Source organism: Paucibacter sp. B51 (assembly GCF_027863535.1).
Taxonomy (GTDB): domain Bacteria; phylum Pseudomonadota; class Gammaproteobacteria; order Burkholderiales; family Burkholderiaceae_C; genus Paucibacter_A; species Paucibacter_A aquatilis.
The window spans coordinates 2,252,617-2,267,998 of the sequence record NZ_JAPIVN010000001.1; the positions used below are offsets into that span (position 1 = coordinate 2,252,617).

Below are 15,382 nucleotides of genomic sequence, written 5' to 3' on the forward strand. Positions count from 1 at the left end.
TCATGCGGCGGCCGTGTTTGGCCGCCCTGGCGCAACCGGCGGGCTCAAGCCAGCACCGGAAATCGCCTCAGCCCCTGCAGATCGAGCACCCGCAGGCCGCCGTATTCGATGCGGATCAGGCCATGGCCCGCCAAGGTGTGCAGGGCCAGGTTGACGCGCTGGCGGGACAGGCCGACCAAGTAGCCCAGCTCTTGCTGGGTGATGCGCAGCAGGCTGCCCACGCCGGGGTAGAGCTGGGGGTGGAAGAGGGCGGCGAGGTTGCGGGCGACGCGCAGCTCGGGGTCGGTGATGCGGTCGATCTCGCGCGCGGCGATGAACTGGCCCAAGCGTTCGTTCAGCTGGTTGAGCATGAAGCGGTTGAAGGGGATGCTGCCCTCCAGCAGCTCATGAAACGCCTCGATCGGCAGGCCGGCCACCACGCTGCGCCGCAGGGCCTGGATGTTGTAGCGGTAGCTTTCGCGCTTGAGCAGGGTGCCCTCGCCAAACCAGCCGCCCGGCGGCACGCCGGTGAAGGTGATGGCTTGTCCGCTGGAGTCGTCATTGCTCATCTTGAGCAGGCCATCGACCACGCCGAACCAGAAGGTCGCCGGCCGGCCGATGCGGCAGACGCGCTCGCCGACATCGGCCTCGGCCACTTGCAGCTGCTGCACGGCGCGCTCGCGCTGCGCCTCGTCCAAGAGATCCAGCCAGGGGATGGCGGCCAGCTCGGCCGCCGTGGCCGGGCGGGCGCGCTGGCGCAAAGGGATGCTGGGGCTGGATGGTGGATGAGGCCCGCCGCTCTCGGAACGGGGCCCTGACGCTGAATTCATACGGCAGTGTCCACCGCCCAAGATGACGCAGCGCTTACAGGCCACCCCCGGGAAAGTACCGGCGGGGGAGTCCCTTGAATTGTCGTTACAACGACAACACAGCGTCAAAGTGACGACCTACCATGCAGGCAACAGATGTCGGCAGCACCGCTTCTTGCGGGTCTTGCATGCACGACACAGGAGACAACACGTGGATGCGACATTTCCTCGCCTCTTGCTGGCTCATGCCGCCGAGCGCCCCGATGCGCCGGCTCTGCGTGAAAAGGAATACGGGATCTGGCAGACCCTGAGCTGGTCGCAGCTGGCCGTGCTGGTGCGCGAGCTGGCCCATGGGCTGGCGCTCGCCGGCCTGCAGCGGGGCCAGCATCTGATCGTGGTGGGGGAGAACCGGCCGCGCCTGTCGGCAGCCATGCTGGCAGCCCAGTCGCTGGGGGCGATCCCCGTGCCGCTGTACCAGGATGCGGTGGCGGCCGAGTTTGTCTTCCCGATCAACAACGCCGAGGTCGCCTTTGCCGTGGTCGAGGACCAGGAGCAGGTGGACAAGATGCTGGAGCTGCGCGAGCACTGCCCGCAGCTGCGCCACATCTGGTTTGACGACCCGCGCGGCCTGCGCAGCTACCAGGAGATGGGCCTGCGCTCGCTCGACGAGCTCTGCGAGCGCGGTCGCCACGATGCCCTGGCTCGCCCCGGCTTTTTTGCCGCCGAGGTCGCGCAAGGGCTGAGCCACGATGTCGCGGCCATGTTCTTCACCTCGGGCACCACGGGCAACCCCAAGGGTGTGGTCCACACCCATGCCAGCCTGATCGACCGCGCCCAGGCGGGCGCGCGTTTCGACCGCCTCAGCCATGAGGAGGAGGTGCTGGCCTACCTGCCGCCGGCCTGGATCGGCCAGAACATCTTCAGCTATGCCCAGTGGCTGGCCTGCGGCTATGTGGTCAATTGCCCCGAGTCGACCAGCACGGTCAGCATCGATCTGAAGGAGATCGGCCCGAGCTATTACTTCGCGCCGCCGCGGGTGTTCGAGGGCTTGCTGACCAGCGTGATGATTCGCATGGAAGACGCATCAAGGCCCAAGCGCTGGCTGTTCGCCCGCTGCATGGCCCTGGCGCGGCGGGTCGGCCCAGCGCTGATGGATGGCCGCCCGGTCGGCCTGCTGGACCAGCTGAAATACCAGTTAGGCGATCTGCTGATCTACGGCCCCTTGCGCAACAGCCTGGGCCTCTCGCGGGTGCGGGTGGCCTACACCGCGGGCGAGGCCATCGGCCCCGATCTGTTCAGCTTCTACCGCAGCATCGGCATCAACCTCAAGCAGCTCTATGGCTCGACCGAGACTGCCGTCTTTGTCTGCCTGCAGCCCGACCATGAGGCCCGCGCCGACACCGTGGGTGTGCCCATCGAAGGGGTCGAGATCAAGCTGGCCGAGAGCGGCGAGATCCTGGTCAAGTCGCCGGGCCTGCTCAAGGGCTACTACAAGAACGAGGCGGCCACGGCCGAGGTGCTGACGCCCGAGGGCTGGTTCCACACCGGCGACGCCGGCTTCATCGATGCCCATGGCCACCTGAAGATCATCGACCGCGCCAAGGACGTGGGACGGCTGCGCGGCGGGGCCTTTGATGGCGCCATGTTTGCGCCCAAGTATGTGGAGAACAAGCTTAAGTTCTTTGCCCACATCAAGGAGGCGGTGGCCTTTGGCGACGGCCGCGACCGCGTCTGCGCCTTCATCAACATCGACTTCGACGCCGTGGGCAACTGGGCCGAGCGCCGCAACCTGCCCTATGCCGGCTACACCGATCTGGCGCAAAAGCCCGAGGTGTACGAGCTGATCCGCGACTGCGTGCAACAGGTCAATGCCGACCTGGCCCAGGATGCGCTGCTGGCCGGCAGCCAGATCAGCCGCTTCCTGATCCTGCACAAGGAGCTCGATGCCGACGACGGCGAGCTGACCCGCACCCGCAAGGTGCGGCGTGGCGCCATTGCCGAGAAGTACGCGGTGCTGATCGAGGCACTGTATGCCGGCCGCAGTTCGCAGTACATCGAAACCGCCGTCAAGTTCGAGGACGGACGCAGCGGCAAGGTGGCCGCCGATCTGCGCATCAATGATGCCCAGACCTTCGCGGCCGTGAAGAGCGCCGCCTGATGATGATGAGCAGCAGCAGCCCGATGGACCCAAACGACATCAGCATTCCCGGCGACAACACCGCGGTCAAGAAGATCGGTGATGTCATCCTTGAGGTGCGCAATATCTCGTTGAGCTTTGGCGGCGTGAAGGCGCTGACCGACATCAGCTTCGATGTGCGCGAGCATGAGATCCGCTCCATCATCGGCCCCAACGGTGCGGGCAAGAGCTCCATGCTCAACTGCATCAATGGGGTCTATCAGCCGCAGCAGGGGCAGATCAGCTTTCGCGGCAAGACTTTCAAGCACATGAGCTCGCGCCAGGTGGCCGAGATGGGCGTAGCCCGCACCTTCCAGAACCTGGCCCTGTTCAAGGGCATGAGCGTGCTGGACAACATCATGACCGGGCGCAGCCTGCACATGCGCTGCAATCTGCTCCAGCAGGCCCTGCGCTGGGGCGCGGCGGAGCGTGAGGAGATCGCGCAGCGCGAGAAGGTCGAGCGCATCATCGATTTCCTTGAGATCCAGGCCTACCGCAAGACCCCGGTCGGCCGCTTGCCTTACGGCCTGCAAAAGCGCGTGGACCTGGGCCGTGCCCTGGCCATGGAGCCGCAGGTGCTGCTGCTGGACGAGCCCATGGCCGGCATGAATGTAGAGGAGAAGCAGGACATGTGCCGCTTCATCCTCGACGTCAACGCCGAGTTCGGCACCACCATCGTGCTGATCGAGCACGACATGGGCGTGGTCATGGACATCAGCGACCGCGTCGTGGTGCTCGACTACGGCAAAAAGATCGGCGATGGCGCGCCTGCCGAGGTGCGACAGAACGAAGACGTGATCCGCGCCTATTTGGGCACCTCGCATTGAGATGGAGTCGTGATGGGATTCGTCATTGAAACAATCTTCGGCGGCCTGATGACAGGCATGCTGTATTCGCTCATTGCACTGGGATTTGTGCTGATCTACAAGGCCTCGGGCGTGTTCAATTTCGCGCAGGGTGCCATGGTGCTGTTCGCGGCCCTGGCGATGGCGCGCTTTGCCGAGTGGATCCCGCTCTGGACCGGCATCAGCAGCCCGCTGCTGGCCAATCTGCTGGCTTTTGTCGCGGCCTTTGCGGTGATGGTGGTGGTGGCCTGGGGCGTGGAGCGCCTGGCCTTGCGGCATCTGGTCAACCAGGAAGGCATCACCTTGCTGATGGCCACGCTAGGCATCACCTATTTCCTTGAAGGCCTGGGTCAGATGGTCTTCGGCTCGGACATCTACAAGATCGATGTCGGCATGCCCAAGGACCCGATCTTCCTGTTCGAGAAGAGCTTTGAAGGCGGCGTGCTGATCAACAAGGAAGACCTCTACGCCGCCCTGATCGCCGCGGCCATGGTGGCCTTGCTGGCCCTGTTCTTCCAGAAGACGGCCACCGGCCGCGCCCTGCGCGCCGTGGCGGACGACCACCAGGCCGCCCAGTCCATCGGCATCCCCCTGTCCACCATCTGGGTCATCGTCTGGAGCGTGGCCGGCTTTGTGGCCTTGGTGGCCGGCATCATCTGGGGCAGCAAGCTGGGTGTGCAGTTCTCGCTCTCGCTGGTGGCGCTGAAAGCGCTGCCAGTGGTGATCCTGGGCGGGCTGACCTCCGTGCCCGGCGCCATCATCGGCGGCCTGCTGATCGGCGTGGGCGAGAAGGTCTCCGAGGTCTACCTCGGCCCGGCCCTGGGCGGCGGCATCGAAATCTGGTTCGCCTATGTGCTGGCACTGCTCTTCCTGCTCGTTCGGCCACAGGGTTTGTTCGGCGAAAAGATCATTGATCGGGTGTGAGTGAGTGGGTGGGTGAGTAAGTGAACGGGTGAACAGGTGAACAGGTGATGGCGGACGGGGTTCCCCCGTTCACTTGTTCACCGGTTCACTGATTTGCCAGCAACAGAGCGTCCAAACGACATGATTTACCGCGAAAACGGCCAATTCAAAACCAGCTACCGCGCCGACAGCGCCATCCTGGCGATCCGCCAGGACCGCTGGGCCATGGCGGCGCTGCTGGCCCTGGCTTTTGTCGGCCTGCCCCTGCTGGGCAATGAGTACCTGTTCCGGGCCATCCTGATCCCGTTTCTGATCCTGTCGCTGGCGGCACTGGGCCTCAATGTGCTGGTCGGTTACTGCGGCCAGATCTCGCTGGGCACGGGCGCCTTCATGGCGGTGGGCGCGTACGCGGCCTACAACTTCCAGGTCCGCATCGAGGGCATGCCGCTGATCCTCTCGCTGCTGCTGGGCGGGGTGTGCTCCACGGTGGTGGGCGTGCTGTTCGGCATTCCCTCGCTGCGCATCAAGGGCCTGTATCTGGCGGTGGCCACGCTGGCGGCGCAGTTCTTTTGCGACTGGGCCTTTCTGCGCATCAAATGGTTCACCAACAATTCCTCGTCGGGCAATGTCTCGGTGTCGGACCTCAGCGTCTTCGGCCTGGCCATTGAGTCGCCGGTGCAGAAATACCTGTTCTGCCTGAGCTTTGTCTGCGTGTTCGCCCTGCTGACCAAGAACCTGGTGCGCGGCGCCGTCGGCCGTGAATGGATGGCCATGCGCGATATGGATGTGGCGGCGGCCGTCATCGGCATACGCCCGGTCTACGCCAAGCTCAGCGCCTTTGCCGTCAGCAGTTTCATCGTCGGCGTGGCGGGCGCGCTCTGGGGCTTTGTGCATCTGGGTTCCTGGGAGCCGGCGGCCTTTTCCATCGACCGCAGCTTCCAGCTGCTCTTCATGGTCATCCTCGGCGGCCTGGGTTCCATCATGGGCAGCTTCTTTGGCGCCGCCTTCATCATCTTTTTGCCGCTGCTGCTGAACCAGATTCCGCACTGGCTGGGCCTGCCCATGAGCACCGAGACGGCTTCGCATCTGGAGCTGATGGTGTTCGGTGCCCTGATCGTGTTCTTCCTAATCAAGGAGCCCCATGGTCTGGCCCGGCTCTGGTCCACGGCCAAGGAGAAGCTGCGGCTCTGGCCTTTCCCGCACTGACCTTGTTCACACTGTTTTTTCGCGCCTGCTGTTTGTTCAACCCATAACGCACCGCTTGAGTGCGCATCGACTGGAGACACGCATGAAACTGAAGCCATCCCTCGTTCTGGCCCTGGCCGCAGCTGCATCGGGCCTGTTCGGCCCGGCCCAGGCCGCGCCCGAAGCCAAGGAGCAGTTCTTCCCCTTGCTGGTCTACCGCACCGGGCCCTATGCCCCCAACGGCACGCCCTGGGCCAATGGCAAGCAGGACTATCTGAAGATGATCAACGCCCGCGACGGCGGTGTGAACGGCGTCAAGCTGACGTATGAAGAATGCGAAACCGGCTATGCCACCGACAAGGGTGTCGAGTGCTACGAGCGCCTGAAAGGCAAGGGCGCCACACTCTTCGACCCGCAGGCCACCGGCATCACCTTTGCGCTGACCGACAAGGTCATCAAGGACAAGATCCCCCTGATCACCCTGGGCTATGGCCTGGCCGCCTCACAGGACGGCAATGTCTTCAAGTGGAACTTCCCGCTGATGGGCAGCTACTGGACGGCGGCCGACATGCTGATCCAGCATCTGGCCAAGAAAGAGGGCGGCTTCGACAAGCTCAAGGGCAAGAAGATCGCCCTGGTCTATCACGACTCGCCCTTCGGCAAGGAGCCCATCCCCCTGCTGGATGAGCGCCAGAAGATGCATGGCTTTGACCTGCTGAAGATCCCCGTCACGGCGCCAGGTGTCGAGCAGAAGTCCGCGTGGCTGCAGGTGCGCCAGCAACGACCCGACTATGTGCTGCTCTGGGGCTGGGGCGTGATGAATTCCACCGCGCTCAAGGAGGCCCAGGCCACCGGCTACCCGCGCGAGAAGATGTACGGCGTCTGGTGGGCCGGCGCCGAGCCTGACGTCAAGGACGTGGGTGAGGGTGCCAAGGGCTACAACGCGCTGGCGCTGAATACCTCGGGCCAGAGCCCCAAGGTCATCCAGGACATCCTCAAGCATGTGCATGACAAGGGCCAGGGCAGTGGGCCCAAGGATGAGGTCGGTTCGGTGCTCTACACCCGCGGCGTGATCATCCAGGCCTTGGGGATTGAGGCGGTGCGGCGCGCCCAGGAGCGCTTTGGCAAAGGCAAGGTCATGACGGGCGAGCAGGTTCGCTGGGGCCTGGAGAACCTGGCCCTGGATCAGAAAAAGCTCGACGCCCTGGGCCTGGGTGGCGTGCTGCGCCCGCTGTCCACCTCCTGCGCCGACCACATGGGTTCCACCTGGGCCCGCGTGCATACCTGGGATGGCGCCAAGTGGAACTTCAGCTCCGACTGGATGCAGGCGGATGAGCAGATCTTGAAGCCCATGGTCAAGCAGGCCGCCGACAAGTACGCGGCCGAGAAGAAGCTGGAGCGCCGCACGCCGGCGGACTGCCAGTCGTGACGGAGTGAGGTGAACGGGTGAGTCGTTGAGTGAACGGGTGAACAAGTGAACAGGTGAGTCAGAACGCCGTCGCTTCACCCGCCCCCCCTTCACCCGTTCACCCGCTCCCCACTTCATCCGTTCACCCGTTCACCCGTTCACCCGCTCACTCCCACCCACCCACCATGTCCACCCCATTCCTCAACGTCAACGGCATCGAGGTCATCTACAACCACGTGATCCTGGTGCTCAAGGGCGTGTCCTTGCAGGTTCAGGAAGGCCGCATCGTGGCCTTGCTCGGTGGCAATGGCGCGGGCAAGACCACCACGCTGCGGGCGGTGTCCAACCTGCTGGCCGGCGAGCGCGGCGAGGTCAGCAAGGGCAGCATCGAGCTGCGCGGCGAGCGCATCGAAAAGCTCTCCACCGCCGAGATGGTCAACCGCGGCGTGGTGCAGGTGATGGAGGGGCGCCACTGTTTCGCCCACCTGAGCATCGAGGACAACCTGATGACCGGCGCTTACACCCGGCGCGACGGCCGCGCCGCCGTGGCCGAGACGCTGGAGAAGGTCTACAACTACTTCCCCCGCCTCAAGACCCGGCGCAGCTCGCAGGCTGCCTACACCTCGGGCGGCGAGCAGCAGATGTGCGCCATCGGCCGCGCCTTGATGGCCAACCCGCGCATGGTGCTGCTGGACGAGCCCTCCATGGGCCTGGCGCCGCAAATCGTCGAAGAGGTCTTCGAGATCGTCAAAGACCTCAACAGCAAGGAAGGCGTGACCTTTTTGCTGGCCGAGCAGAACACCAATATGGCCCTGCGTTATGCCGACTACGGCTACATCCTGGAGAGCGGCCGCGTGGTCATGGATGGTGAGGCCCAGGCGCTGCGCGAGAACGAGGACGTCAAGGAGTTCTACCTCGGCACCGGTGGCGGTGATCGCAAGAGCTTCAAGGATGTCAAGAGCTACAAGCGTCGCAAGCGCTGGCTGGCCTGATCCGTTATGGCCACGCCCATCTCCCTTTCCGACAGAAAGCCGGCCATGAACGAAGACGCCTTCTTCGCCCTACCGCCCTTCAGGCCCGAGGAGGCCTTGCTCACCCTCAAGCGCAATCTGCGCGACCTGCGTGCGCTGGAGGCCCGCGGCGACAGCTTCTGGCTGCAAGGCCAGCCGGTGCTGGAGTTGAGTGCGCAGGACGGCCAGCTGCTGGCCCGTCTGGTCAAACGCCCGGCGCGCAGCCCCGAGTGGGAGGCGCGGCATTGCAAGAATGCGGCCGAGGTGCGCAGCCTGCTGGACGAGGTCAAGCGCCGCCTGAACCGCTGGACGGACGAAACACCATGAGCGCCGCGGCCCCCTCGGACGCTTTCTTCGACGCGCTGGAAACCCGCGACCCCGCCGATCGCGAAGCCCAGCTCTTTGCCGCTCTGCGTCTGCAGCTCAGCCATGCCAAAGCGCACACCGCCGCCTATGCCGATCTGCTGGCCGGCGTGGAGCCGGCCGAGGTGGGCGACCGCGCAGCCCTGGCCCGCCTGCCCGTGATCCGCAAGTCCGAGCTGGCCGCGCGCCAGCTGGCTTTGCGCGAAGGGCAGGGCACGGCAGTCGGCGTAGCCCATGAGCCCCACGAAGCCTTGGGCGGCTTCTCGGCCATTGGCTGGCGAGGCTGCCTGCGCAGCGCCGGTGCCGGCCGCGTGTTTCAGTCCCCGGGTGGCTTGTACGAGCCTGAGGGCCGCGCGCCCGATTATTGGCGCGTCGCCCGTGCCCTGTTCGCCGCCGGCCTGCGCGCGGGCGACCTGGTGCACAACAGCTTCAGCTACCACCTGACCCCCGCTGGCGCCATGATGGAGGGCGGCGCCCATGCCCTGGGCTGCACGGTCTTCCCCGGCGGCGTCGGCAACACCGAGCTGCAGCTGCAGGCCATGCGCGATCTGCGGCCGCAGGCCTATGTCGGCACGCCCAGTTTCTTGAAGATCCTGCTCGACAAGGCGGCCGAGAGCGGCTTGCGCCTCGATTCCCTGCAGCGCGCTTTGCTCAGCGGCGAGGCCTTCCCGAACAGCCTGCGCGACTGGCTGGCCGAGCGCGGCGTGGCCGGCTACCAGTGCTATGCCACGGCCGACCTGGGCCTGGTCGCTTACGAGACCGCAGCGCGCGAAGGCCTGGTGCTGGCCGAAGGCATCATCGTCGAGATCGTCCGCCCGGGTGGCAGCGAGCCGGTGGCCGAGGGCGAGGTTGGCGAGCTGGTCGTCACCACGCTCAATCCCGACTACCCGCTGATCCGCTTTGGCACCGGCGATCTCTCGGCCATCCTGCCCGGGACCTGCCCGACCGGGCGCAGCAACCAGCGCATCCGCGGCTGGCTGGGCCGGGCCGATCAGTCGGCCAAGGTGCGCGGCATGTTCATCCATGCCTCGCAGCTGGCCGAGCTGCAGCGCCGCTTCCCCCAGGCCGGCCGGGCGCGCCTGGTGGTCGAGGGTGAGATGGCGCAGGACCGCCTGACCCTGAAGCTAGAGCTGCCCGAGGCCGTGCCGCGCGAGGGCCTGAGCGAGCAGCTGGCCGCTGCCCTGCGCGACATCACCAAGCTGCGCGCCGAGGTGGAGCTGCTGCCGCCGGGCAGCTTGCCCAATGATGGGCGTGTGATCGAAGACGCCCGAACAATCGACTGAAGCTCGCGCTCCGGCGGATTACGTAGTTCCCGCTGTCTCCGGCTTGGGCCTGCCGCCTAGGATCACAGTCCTCCCACTCGCCATTCGAGGACTGTTGACATGAAGAAGACTGCATTGCCCCTGCTGACCCTGAGTCTGCTGACCCTGGCCTCGGGCGCCGCCCTCGCCAACTACCCTGAGAAGCCCGTCAACATCGTTGTGCCCTTCTCGGCCGGCGGCCCCACCGACAAGGTGGCGCGCGACCTGGCCGAGGCCCTGCGCAAGCCCCTGGGCGCCACCATCGTGATCGAAAACGTCGGCGGTGCCGGCGGCACGCTGGGCGCCACCAAGGTGGCCAAGGCCGCACCCGATGGCTACACCTTGCTGCTGCACCACATCGGCATGGCCACCTCGCCGGCCCTGTACCGCAATATGCAGTACAAGACGCTCGACGATTTCGAGTACCTGGGCTTGATCAACGAAGTGCCCATGACCCTGATCGCCAAGCCCTCGATGCCGGCGAACAGCTATGCCGAGCTGGCCAAATGGCTGGATGCCAACAAGGGCAAGGTCAACCTCGGCAACGCCGGCCTGGGTTCGGCCTCGCACCTGTGCGGCCTGCTGTACCAGAGTACCATCAAGATCGACATGACCACCGTGCCCTACAAGGGCACCGGCCCGGCCATGACCGACCTGCTGGGCGGCCAGATCGACCTGATGTGCGACCAGACCACCAACACCACCAGCCAGATCGAGGGCGGCAAGGTCAAGGCCTATGCCGTCACCAGCAGCAAGCGCCTGACCGCGCCCGCGCTGGCCAAGCTGCCCACGCTCGATGAAATGGGGCTCAAGGGCTTCAGCGTCAACATTTGGCACGGCGTCTACGCCCCCAAGGGCACGCCCAAGCCGGTGCTGGAAAAGCTGGCCGCGGCCCTGAAGGTGGCCCTGGCCGATGCCGATTTCCACAAGCGCCAGGAAGCCCTGGGTGCGGTCATCGTCACTGACAACCGCGTCAACGGCGCCGAGCACAAGAAGTTTGTCGAATCCGAAATCAACAAATGGGGCCCCATCATCAAGGCGGCCGGCCAGTACGCAGATTGATGATTTGATCGCGAGGAAGCCCGCAGACGCGCCCTGCGTCTGAGCCCCTGAGCCCGGCTTGCCGGGCTCTTTTTCTTTGGGTCCGTCAGCCAGGTGCGCGGGCGTTGCCATCTTTGGCTGGCCTAAAGCTTGGCCGCAAAGAATCGCTGCTGTCTTCAACCACAGCGACCGCCCGGCGCCGCCTCCATCGGCCCCGGTCTTCATGCGATGCGATTCACACCCCCTGCCCAAGCCGTCTCCCATCTCGCCGCCCTGGCTCTGCGTCTGGGCCTGGCTGCCGCCTGCCTGCTGCCTCTGGCCGCCTGCCAGACCCTGCGGCTGGGCGACCAGGAGTTCATCAAGCCCGACCGCGTCAGCGGCTTTCAGGCACGCAGCACCTTGCAGTCGACCGCGCTGTCGCGCGAGAACCCGGCCGTGCGCCTGCTGCCGCAAAGCCTGAGCGTGCCGAGCGCCAGCGCCGACGCTGCGCCGGTGCTGCTGCAAGGCCTGAGCCTGCAGCGCCCCGATGCCCTGGCCACCGTGCTGTACTTCGGTGGCAATCTCTTCCACATCGACGATGGCGGCGACGCCGTGTTGGACGCCCTGGCCGGCTGCCCGGTCAATGTCTGGATGTTCGACTACCGCGGCTATGGCCGCAGCGGCGGTGAGCCCAAGGTCGAGACGCTGACGGCCGACGCGCTGCGCCTGTATGACCATGTGCGCGACCATGTTCGGGCCCAGCAGCCGGCCGGTGCCGGCCCCGTGCTGGTTCACGGTTATTCCCTGGGCAGCTTCATGGCCGGCCAGGTGGCCCAGGCGCGCCCGGTGGACGGCCTGATTCTGTCCGGCGCCGCCCCCAGCCCGCGCGCCACGGCCGAGCATGCCGTGCGGCGCCGTGCCGGCCTGCTGGCGCCCCTGCTCAAGCTGGAAATCAGCGAGGGCCTGGAGCGCATCGACAACCGCCAGGCCCTGGCCGCCTACCGCGGCCCAACCCTGGTGCTGGCCGGGGGGCGGGATGAGACCACGCCGGCCGAGCTGGGCCTCGCGGTCTTCGAGGCTCTGCCCGGTGGCGAGCACAAGCGCTGGGTCGAGCTGCCCGGGGCCAGCCATGCCGGGCTGATCCGACAGGGGCCTGCCCAGCCGGCGTACTGCGAACTGGTGCGGCAGGTGGCCGGCAGCACTGGCGCCCCCACAGGAGCCTCCACCGGCGCCGGGCGCTGAGCCGAGCTCAAGCCCGCGAAGCCATCGGCAGGCGCACTCCAAAGGCGCAGCCTCGCGGCGGTTTCAGCTCCGGCCGCGGGCTGAGCAGGCTCAGCGAGGCGCCGAGGCGCAGGCAGGCTTGCTGGACGATGGCCAGGCCGAGGCCGGCGCCCTCCACCGGGGTCGAGCCCTCCGGGCCACGCTGAAAGCGCTGGAACAGCCGGCCCTGGGCCTCGGGCGGGATGCCGGGGCCATCGTCCTTGACCCACAGCTCCAGCACATCCGGTTGAGCCGGATCGTGCAGCAGCTGCAGTTCCAGCTGGGCGCCGCGGCCGGCGTAGCGCAGCGCGTTGCCGATCAGGTTGCCGACGATGGAGGCCAGCGCCTGCGGCTCCACCCGCCAGGGCAAGTGCTCAGGGGCATCCAGGCTCAGCTCGATGCCCGAGCGCTCGGCCTCGGGCAGAAAGGTGAGCAGCTGTTCGCGCAGCCACTCGGCCAGGTCCAGGTCTTGCGGCACCGGCGCCGAGGCCGCCTCCATGCGGGCCAGGGCCAGCAATTGCTCCACCAGGTGCGAGGCGCGCGCCACGGCGGCGTCGAGCTGCCGACCTGCCTGCTCGCGCGCGCCAGCGTCTTCGGCGCGGCGCAGCACATGGGCCTGGGCGCTGATCCAGGCCATGGGCGTGCGCAGCTCATGCGCGGCGTCGTCGAGGAAGGCGCGTTCACGCTCCAGATGGCCGCGCAAGCGGCCCAGCAGGCTTTGCAAGGCCTGCACCAGGGGCTGCAGCTCGCGGTGGCGCAGGGCTTGCTGCAGAGCCGGGGGCAGGGGGCTCAGGTCCTCCGGCCGACGCTGGCGCAGCTCGCGGCTGAGCCGGTTCAGTGGCGCGAGGCCGCGCGTCACCGCCAGCCATAGCGGCAGCAGGATCAATGGAAAGGCCAGCAGCAGCAGGGGCAGCAAGGCCTGGTGGATGCCGGCAAAGATCTGCCGGTCGCTCATCGGCAGGCTGATGCGGTGCAGCGCCCAACGGGCGTTGCTGCGGCTGCGCAGCAGGCAGTCCTGGCCGGGCATGCTGCAGCGGCCAGGGCTCAGCTGCCAGCTCAGGCCCGGCAGCTCGTGCAGGCGCTCGGCCACGTACACCGGTGGCGCATCGTCCGGCAGCCGGCGGTCGCGCAGGATGAAGCCGGCCCGGGTGCTCTGGCCGGCATCCTGAAGCTCCTGTTGCGAGAGCTCGTCGATGCTGCGCAGGCGCAGGGCGACCTCGGCGGCGCTGTGCTCGGGGCGCAACTGGGCCAGCACCTGGTCCACGGTCTGCTGCAGACGGGCCTCGCGGCCCTGGGCCCAGCGCTGCCAGTAGAGCAGCAGCAGGGCGGCCCAGACCAGCACAAAGGCCAGCAGCAGGGAGGCGATCAGCCGCCGCGTCAGGCTGGGCCCGAGCCAGCGGGCTCGCAGGCTGCCCGGCCCGCTCATTCCGGCCGTTCCAGGCGGTAGCCCACGCCGCGCAGGGTGCGGATGCGCTCGGGCCCGATCTTCTTGCGCAGATTGGACATGTGCACCTCCAGCGCGCTGAACTCCAGCGCTTCGCCCAGCGGCTCCAGGCGCTGGGCCAGGGCGCCCTTGGCCACGGCCCGGCCGGGTTCGCGCGCCAGCTCCAGCAGGATGTTGAACTCGCGCGGTGACAGCTCCAGCGCCTGCCCGCCCACGCGGGCCGTGCGCGCGCCGGGCGAGATTTCCAGATCGCCGATGCGCCAGAGTTCGCTGGCCTGCTGGGCATAGCGCCGCTGCACCGCCCGCATGCGCGAGAGCAGCTCGGGCATGGCAAAGGGTTTGACCAGGTAGTCGTCGGCGCCGCCGTCCAGGCCGCGCAGACGCTCATCCAGACCCGAGCGGGCTGTGATCAAGAGCACCGGCGTCAGCGCGCCGCCGCGGCGCCAGCGGGTGAGCAGGTCGAAGCCGCTGCCGTCCGGCAGGCTCAGGTCGAGCAGCACGCAGGCGTAATCAGCGAGCTCCACGGCCTGGGGGGCGTCGGCCGCGCGGCGCAGCCACTGGCTGCTGAAGCCCTCGGTCTGCAGCACCTGCTGCAAGGCCCGGCCCAGCTCCAGATCATCTTCCACGATCAAGACATGCATGGCGCGGCATTGTCCCCATGCCCCTGCGCGGCCCGCCTCGGGACAAACCGCAGGCGGGGCGAGCCGATCAAGGCGCCCGGCGGGCCGCGTCCAGCAGCTGCAGCACCAGCGGGTGGTGCTGGCCACGGCGCGAGCGGATGGCGTGGATCTCTTCCTTCACCTCCTCGACATGGCCCAGCAGGCGCAGGCCATGCATGCGTTCCAGGTCTTCACCGCCGAGGCGGCTGACCGGGAACACACCCAGGCCGCGCGAGGCGAACACGGCCATCAGGGCGCTGTCCTCGAACTCGCCGACGATGTTGGGCAGCAGCCCCTGTTCGGCAAACCAGTGATCGAGCGTGCCGCGCAGGGCCGAGTGCGCCGTGGGCAGCAGCACCGGCAGGCGGTTCAGGCAGAGCGGGAACTCGCGCAGCTCGGCCGCATGCACCAGGGTCTTCGGCCCATACCAATCGACCGGCGCCTGCACCAGCAGCTCGCTGCTCAGGCGCAGCCCCGGCTTGTGCGGCGCCGGCCGCCCGGCCAGCACCAGGTCCAGCTTGTGCATGGCCAGCTCAGCCAGCAGCGGGTCGACCTCGCCCTCGTGGCAGAGCAGGCGCAGGGACTCGGTGCCCAGCACCGGCGCGAGCAGGGCGTGGGCGGCCAGTTTGGAGATGCCGTCGCTCAGGCCCACGGCCAGTCGGGCCGCCGGGCCTTGCGCCGCCTGGCGCACCTCTTCCGGGATCAGGCTGCCGAGGCGGAAGATTTCTTCGGCGCGCGCAAACGCGGTCTGGCCCGCCTCGGTCAAAGCCACGCCGCGGCCGGCGGGCTTGAGCAGCTGGTGCCCGAGCGATCTCTCCAGCTCGCGCACCTGGGTGCTGATGGTCTGGATGGCCATGTTCAGCCGTTCCGCGGCGCGCGCAAAGCCGCCTTCCTGGGCCACGACCCAGAAGTAGTGCAAGTGCCTGAAATTCAGCATGGAGCCTCCGCGCTCAATCTGTTGACTTCCGAAAAACAGAAGTGAATCGTATGCCAGCGCTGCTTGTTTGGAAGTGTGGCGCG

Annotated in this window: 14 protein-coding genes; 10 read left to right on the forward strand and 4 right to left on the reverse strand. The window is 67.1% G+C overall.

Annotated elements, in window-relative coordinates; all coding sequences use genetic code 11:
- Positions 1 to 44: 44 nt before the first annotated feature.
- Complete coding sequence (locus OOB33_RS09555) at positions 45 to 809, reverse strand: Crp/Fnr family transcriptional regulator (RefSeq protein WP_171829236.1); 765 nt, start codon at positions 807 to 809, stop codon at positions 45 to 47.
- 190 nt (positions 810 to 999) lie between these two features.
- Between OOB33_RS09555 and OOB33_RS09560 the strand changes: the two genes are divergently transcribed.
- From OOB33_RS09560 to OOB33_RS09605, 10 genes are all read left to right on the forward strand, one after another.
- A complete protein-coding gene (locus OOB33_RS09560; RefSeq protein WP_271008485.1) occupies positions 1,000 to 2,946 on the forward strand; it encodes an AMP-dependent synthetase/ligase in 1,947 nt (648 codons plus the stop codon).
- A gap of 23 nt (positions 2,947 to 2,969) precedes the next feature.
- The gene (locus OOB33_RS09565; RefSeq protein WP_102769586.1) at positions 2,970 to 3,791 is read left to right on the forward strand and encodes an ABC transporter ATP-binding protein; all 822 of its coding nucleotides are present in this window, start codon (positions 2,970 to 2,972) and stop codon (positions 3,789 to 3,791) included.
- Between the two features lie 12 nt (positions 3,792 to 3,803).
- The gene (locus OOB33_RS09570) at positions 3,804 to 4,733 is read left to right on the forward strand and encodes a branched-chain amino acid ABC transporter permease (protein WP_102767784.1); all 930 of its coding nucleotides are present in this window, start codon (positions 3,804 to 3,806) and stop codon (positions 4,731 to 4,733) included.
- A gap of 120 nt (positions 4,734 to 4,853) precedes the next feature.
- The gene (locus OOB33_RS09575; RefSeq protein ID WP_102767783.1) at positions 4,854 to 5,918 is read left to right on the forward strand and encodes a branched-chain amino acid ABC transporter permease; all 1,065 of its coding nucleotides are present in this window, start codon (positions 4,854 to 4,856) and stop codon (positions 5,916 to 5,918) included.
- An 82-nt stretch (positions 5,919 to 6,000) separates the two neighbouring features.
- Positions 6,001 to 7,326, forward strand: a complete 1,326-nt coding sequence (locus tag OOB33_RS09580; RefSeq protein WP_102767782.1) for an ABC transporter substrate-binding protein — start codon at positions 6,001 to 6,003, stop codon at positions 7,324 to 7,326.
- Between the two features lie 164 nt (positions 7,327 to 7,490).
- Positions 7,491 to 8,297 carry an ABC transporter ATP-binding protein gene (locus OOB33_RS09585; protein WP_171829233.1) on the forward strand — a complete coding sequence of 269 codons (807 nt, stop codon included), beginning with the start codon at positions 7,491 to 7,493 and terminating at the stop codon, positions 8,295 to 8,297.
- 45 nt (positions 8,298 to 8,342) lie between these two features.
- Positions 8,343 to 8,642: a hypothetical protein gene (locus OOB33_RS09590; protein ID WP_171829232.1), complete on the forward strand. Its 300-nt coding sequence runs from the start codon at positions 8,343 to 8,345 to the stop codon at positions 8,640 to 8,642.
- Positions 8,639 to 9,961, forward strand: coding sequence for a phenylacetate--CoA ligase family protein (locus OOB33_RS09595; RefSeq protein ID WP_271008486.1), 1,323 nt, complete (start codon positions 8,639 to 8,641; stop codon positions 9,959 to 9,961). Before OOB33_RS09590 ends, OOB33_RS09595 begins: the two co-directional genes overlap by 4 nt.
- 99 nt (positions 9,962 to 10,060) lie before the next feature.
- Positions 10,061 to 11,041, forward strand: coding sequence for a tripartite tricarboxylate transporter substrate-binding protein (locus OOB33_RS09600; RefSeq protein WP_102767778.1), 981 nt, complete (start codon positions 10,061 to 10,063; stop codon positions 11,039 to 11,041).
- Between the two features lie 207 nt (positions 11,042 to 11,248).
- Entirely contained in the window at positions 11,249 to 12,241 is a 993-nt protein-coding gene (locus OOB33_RS09605) for an alpha/beta hydrolase (protein ID WP_271008487.1), read from the forward strand.
- A 7-nt stretch (positions 12,242 to 12,248) separates the two neighbouring features.
- Here OOB33_RS09605 and OOB33_RS09610 read toward each other — a convergent pair whose 3' ends face one another.
- The 3 genes from OOB33_RS09610 to OOB33_RS09620 form a co-directional block, all read right to left on the reverse strand.
- Positions 12,249 to 13,685, reverse strand: a complete 1,437-nt coding sequence (locus OOB33_RS09610) for a sensor histidine kinase (protein WP_271008488.1) — start codon at positions 13,683 to 13,685, stop codon at positions 12,249 to 12,251.
- Positions 13,682 to 14,344: a response regulator gene (locus tag OOB33_RS09615; protein ID WP_271008489.1), complete on the reverse strand. Its 663-nt coding sequence runs from the start codon at positions 14,342 to 14,344 to the stop codon at positions 13,682 to 13,684. Before OOB33_RS09615 ends, OOB33_RS09610 begins: the two co-directional genes overlap by 4 nt.
- Positions 14,345 to 14,411: 67 nt before the next feature.
- Positions 14,412 to 15,299: a LysR family transcriptional regulator gene (locus tag OOB33_RS09620; RefSeq protein ID WP_271008490.1), complete on the reverse strand. Its 888-nt coding sequence runs from the start codon at positions 15,297 to 15,299 to the stop codon at positions 14,412 to 14,414.
- Between the last annotated feature and the right edge of the window lie 83 nt (positions 15,300 to 15,382).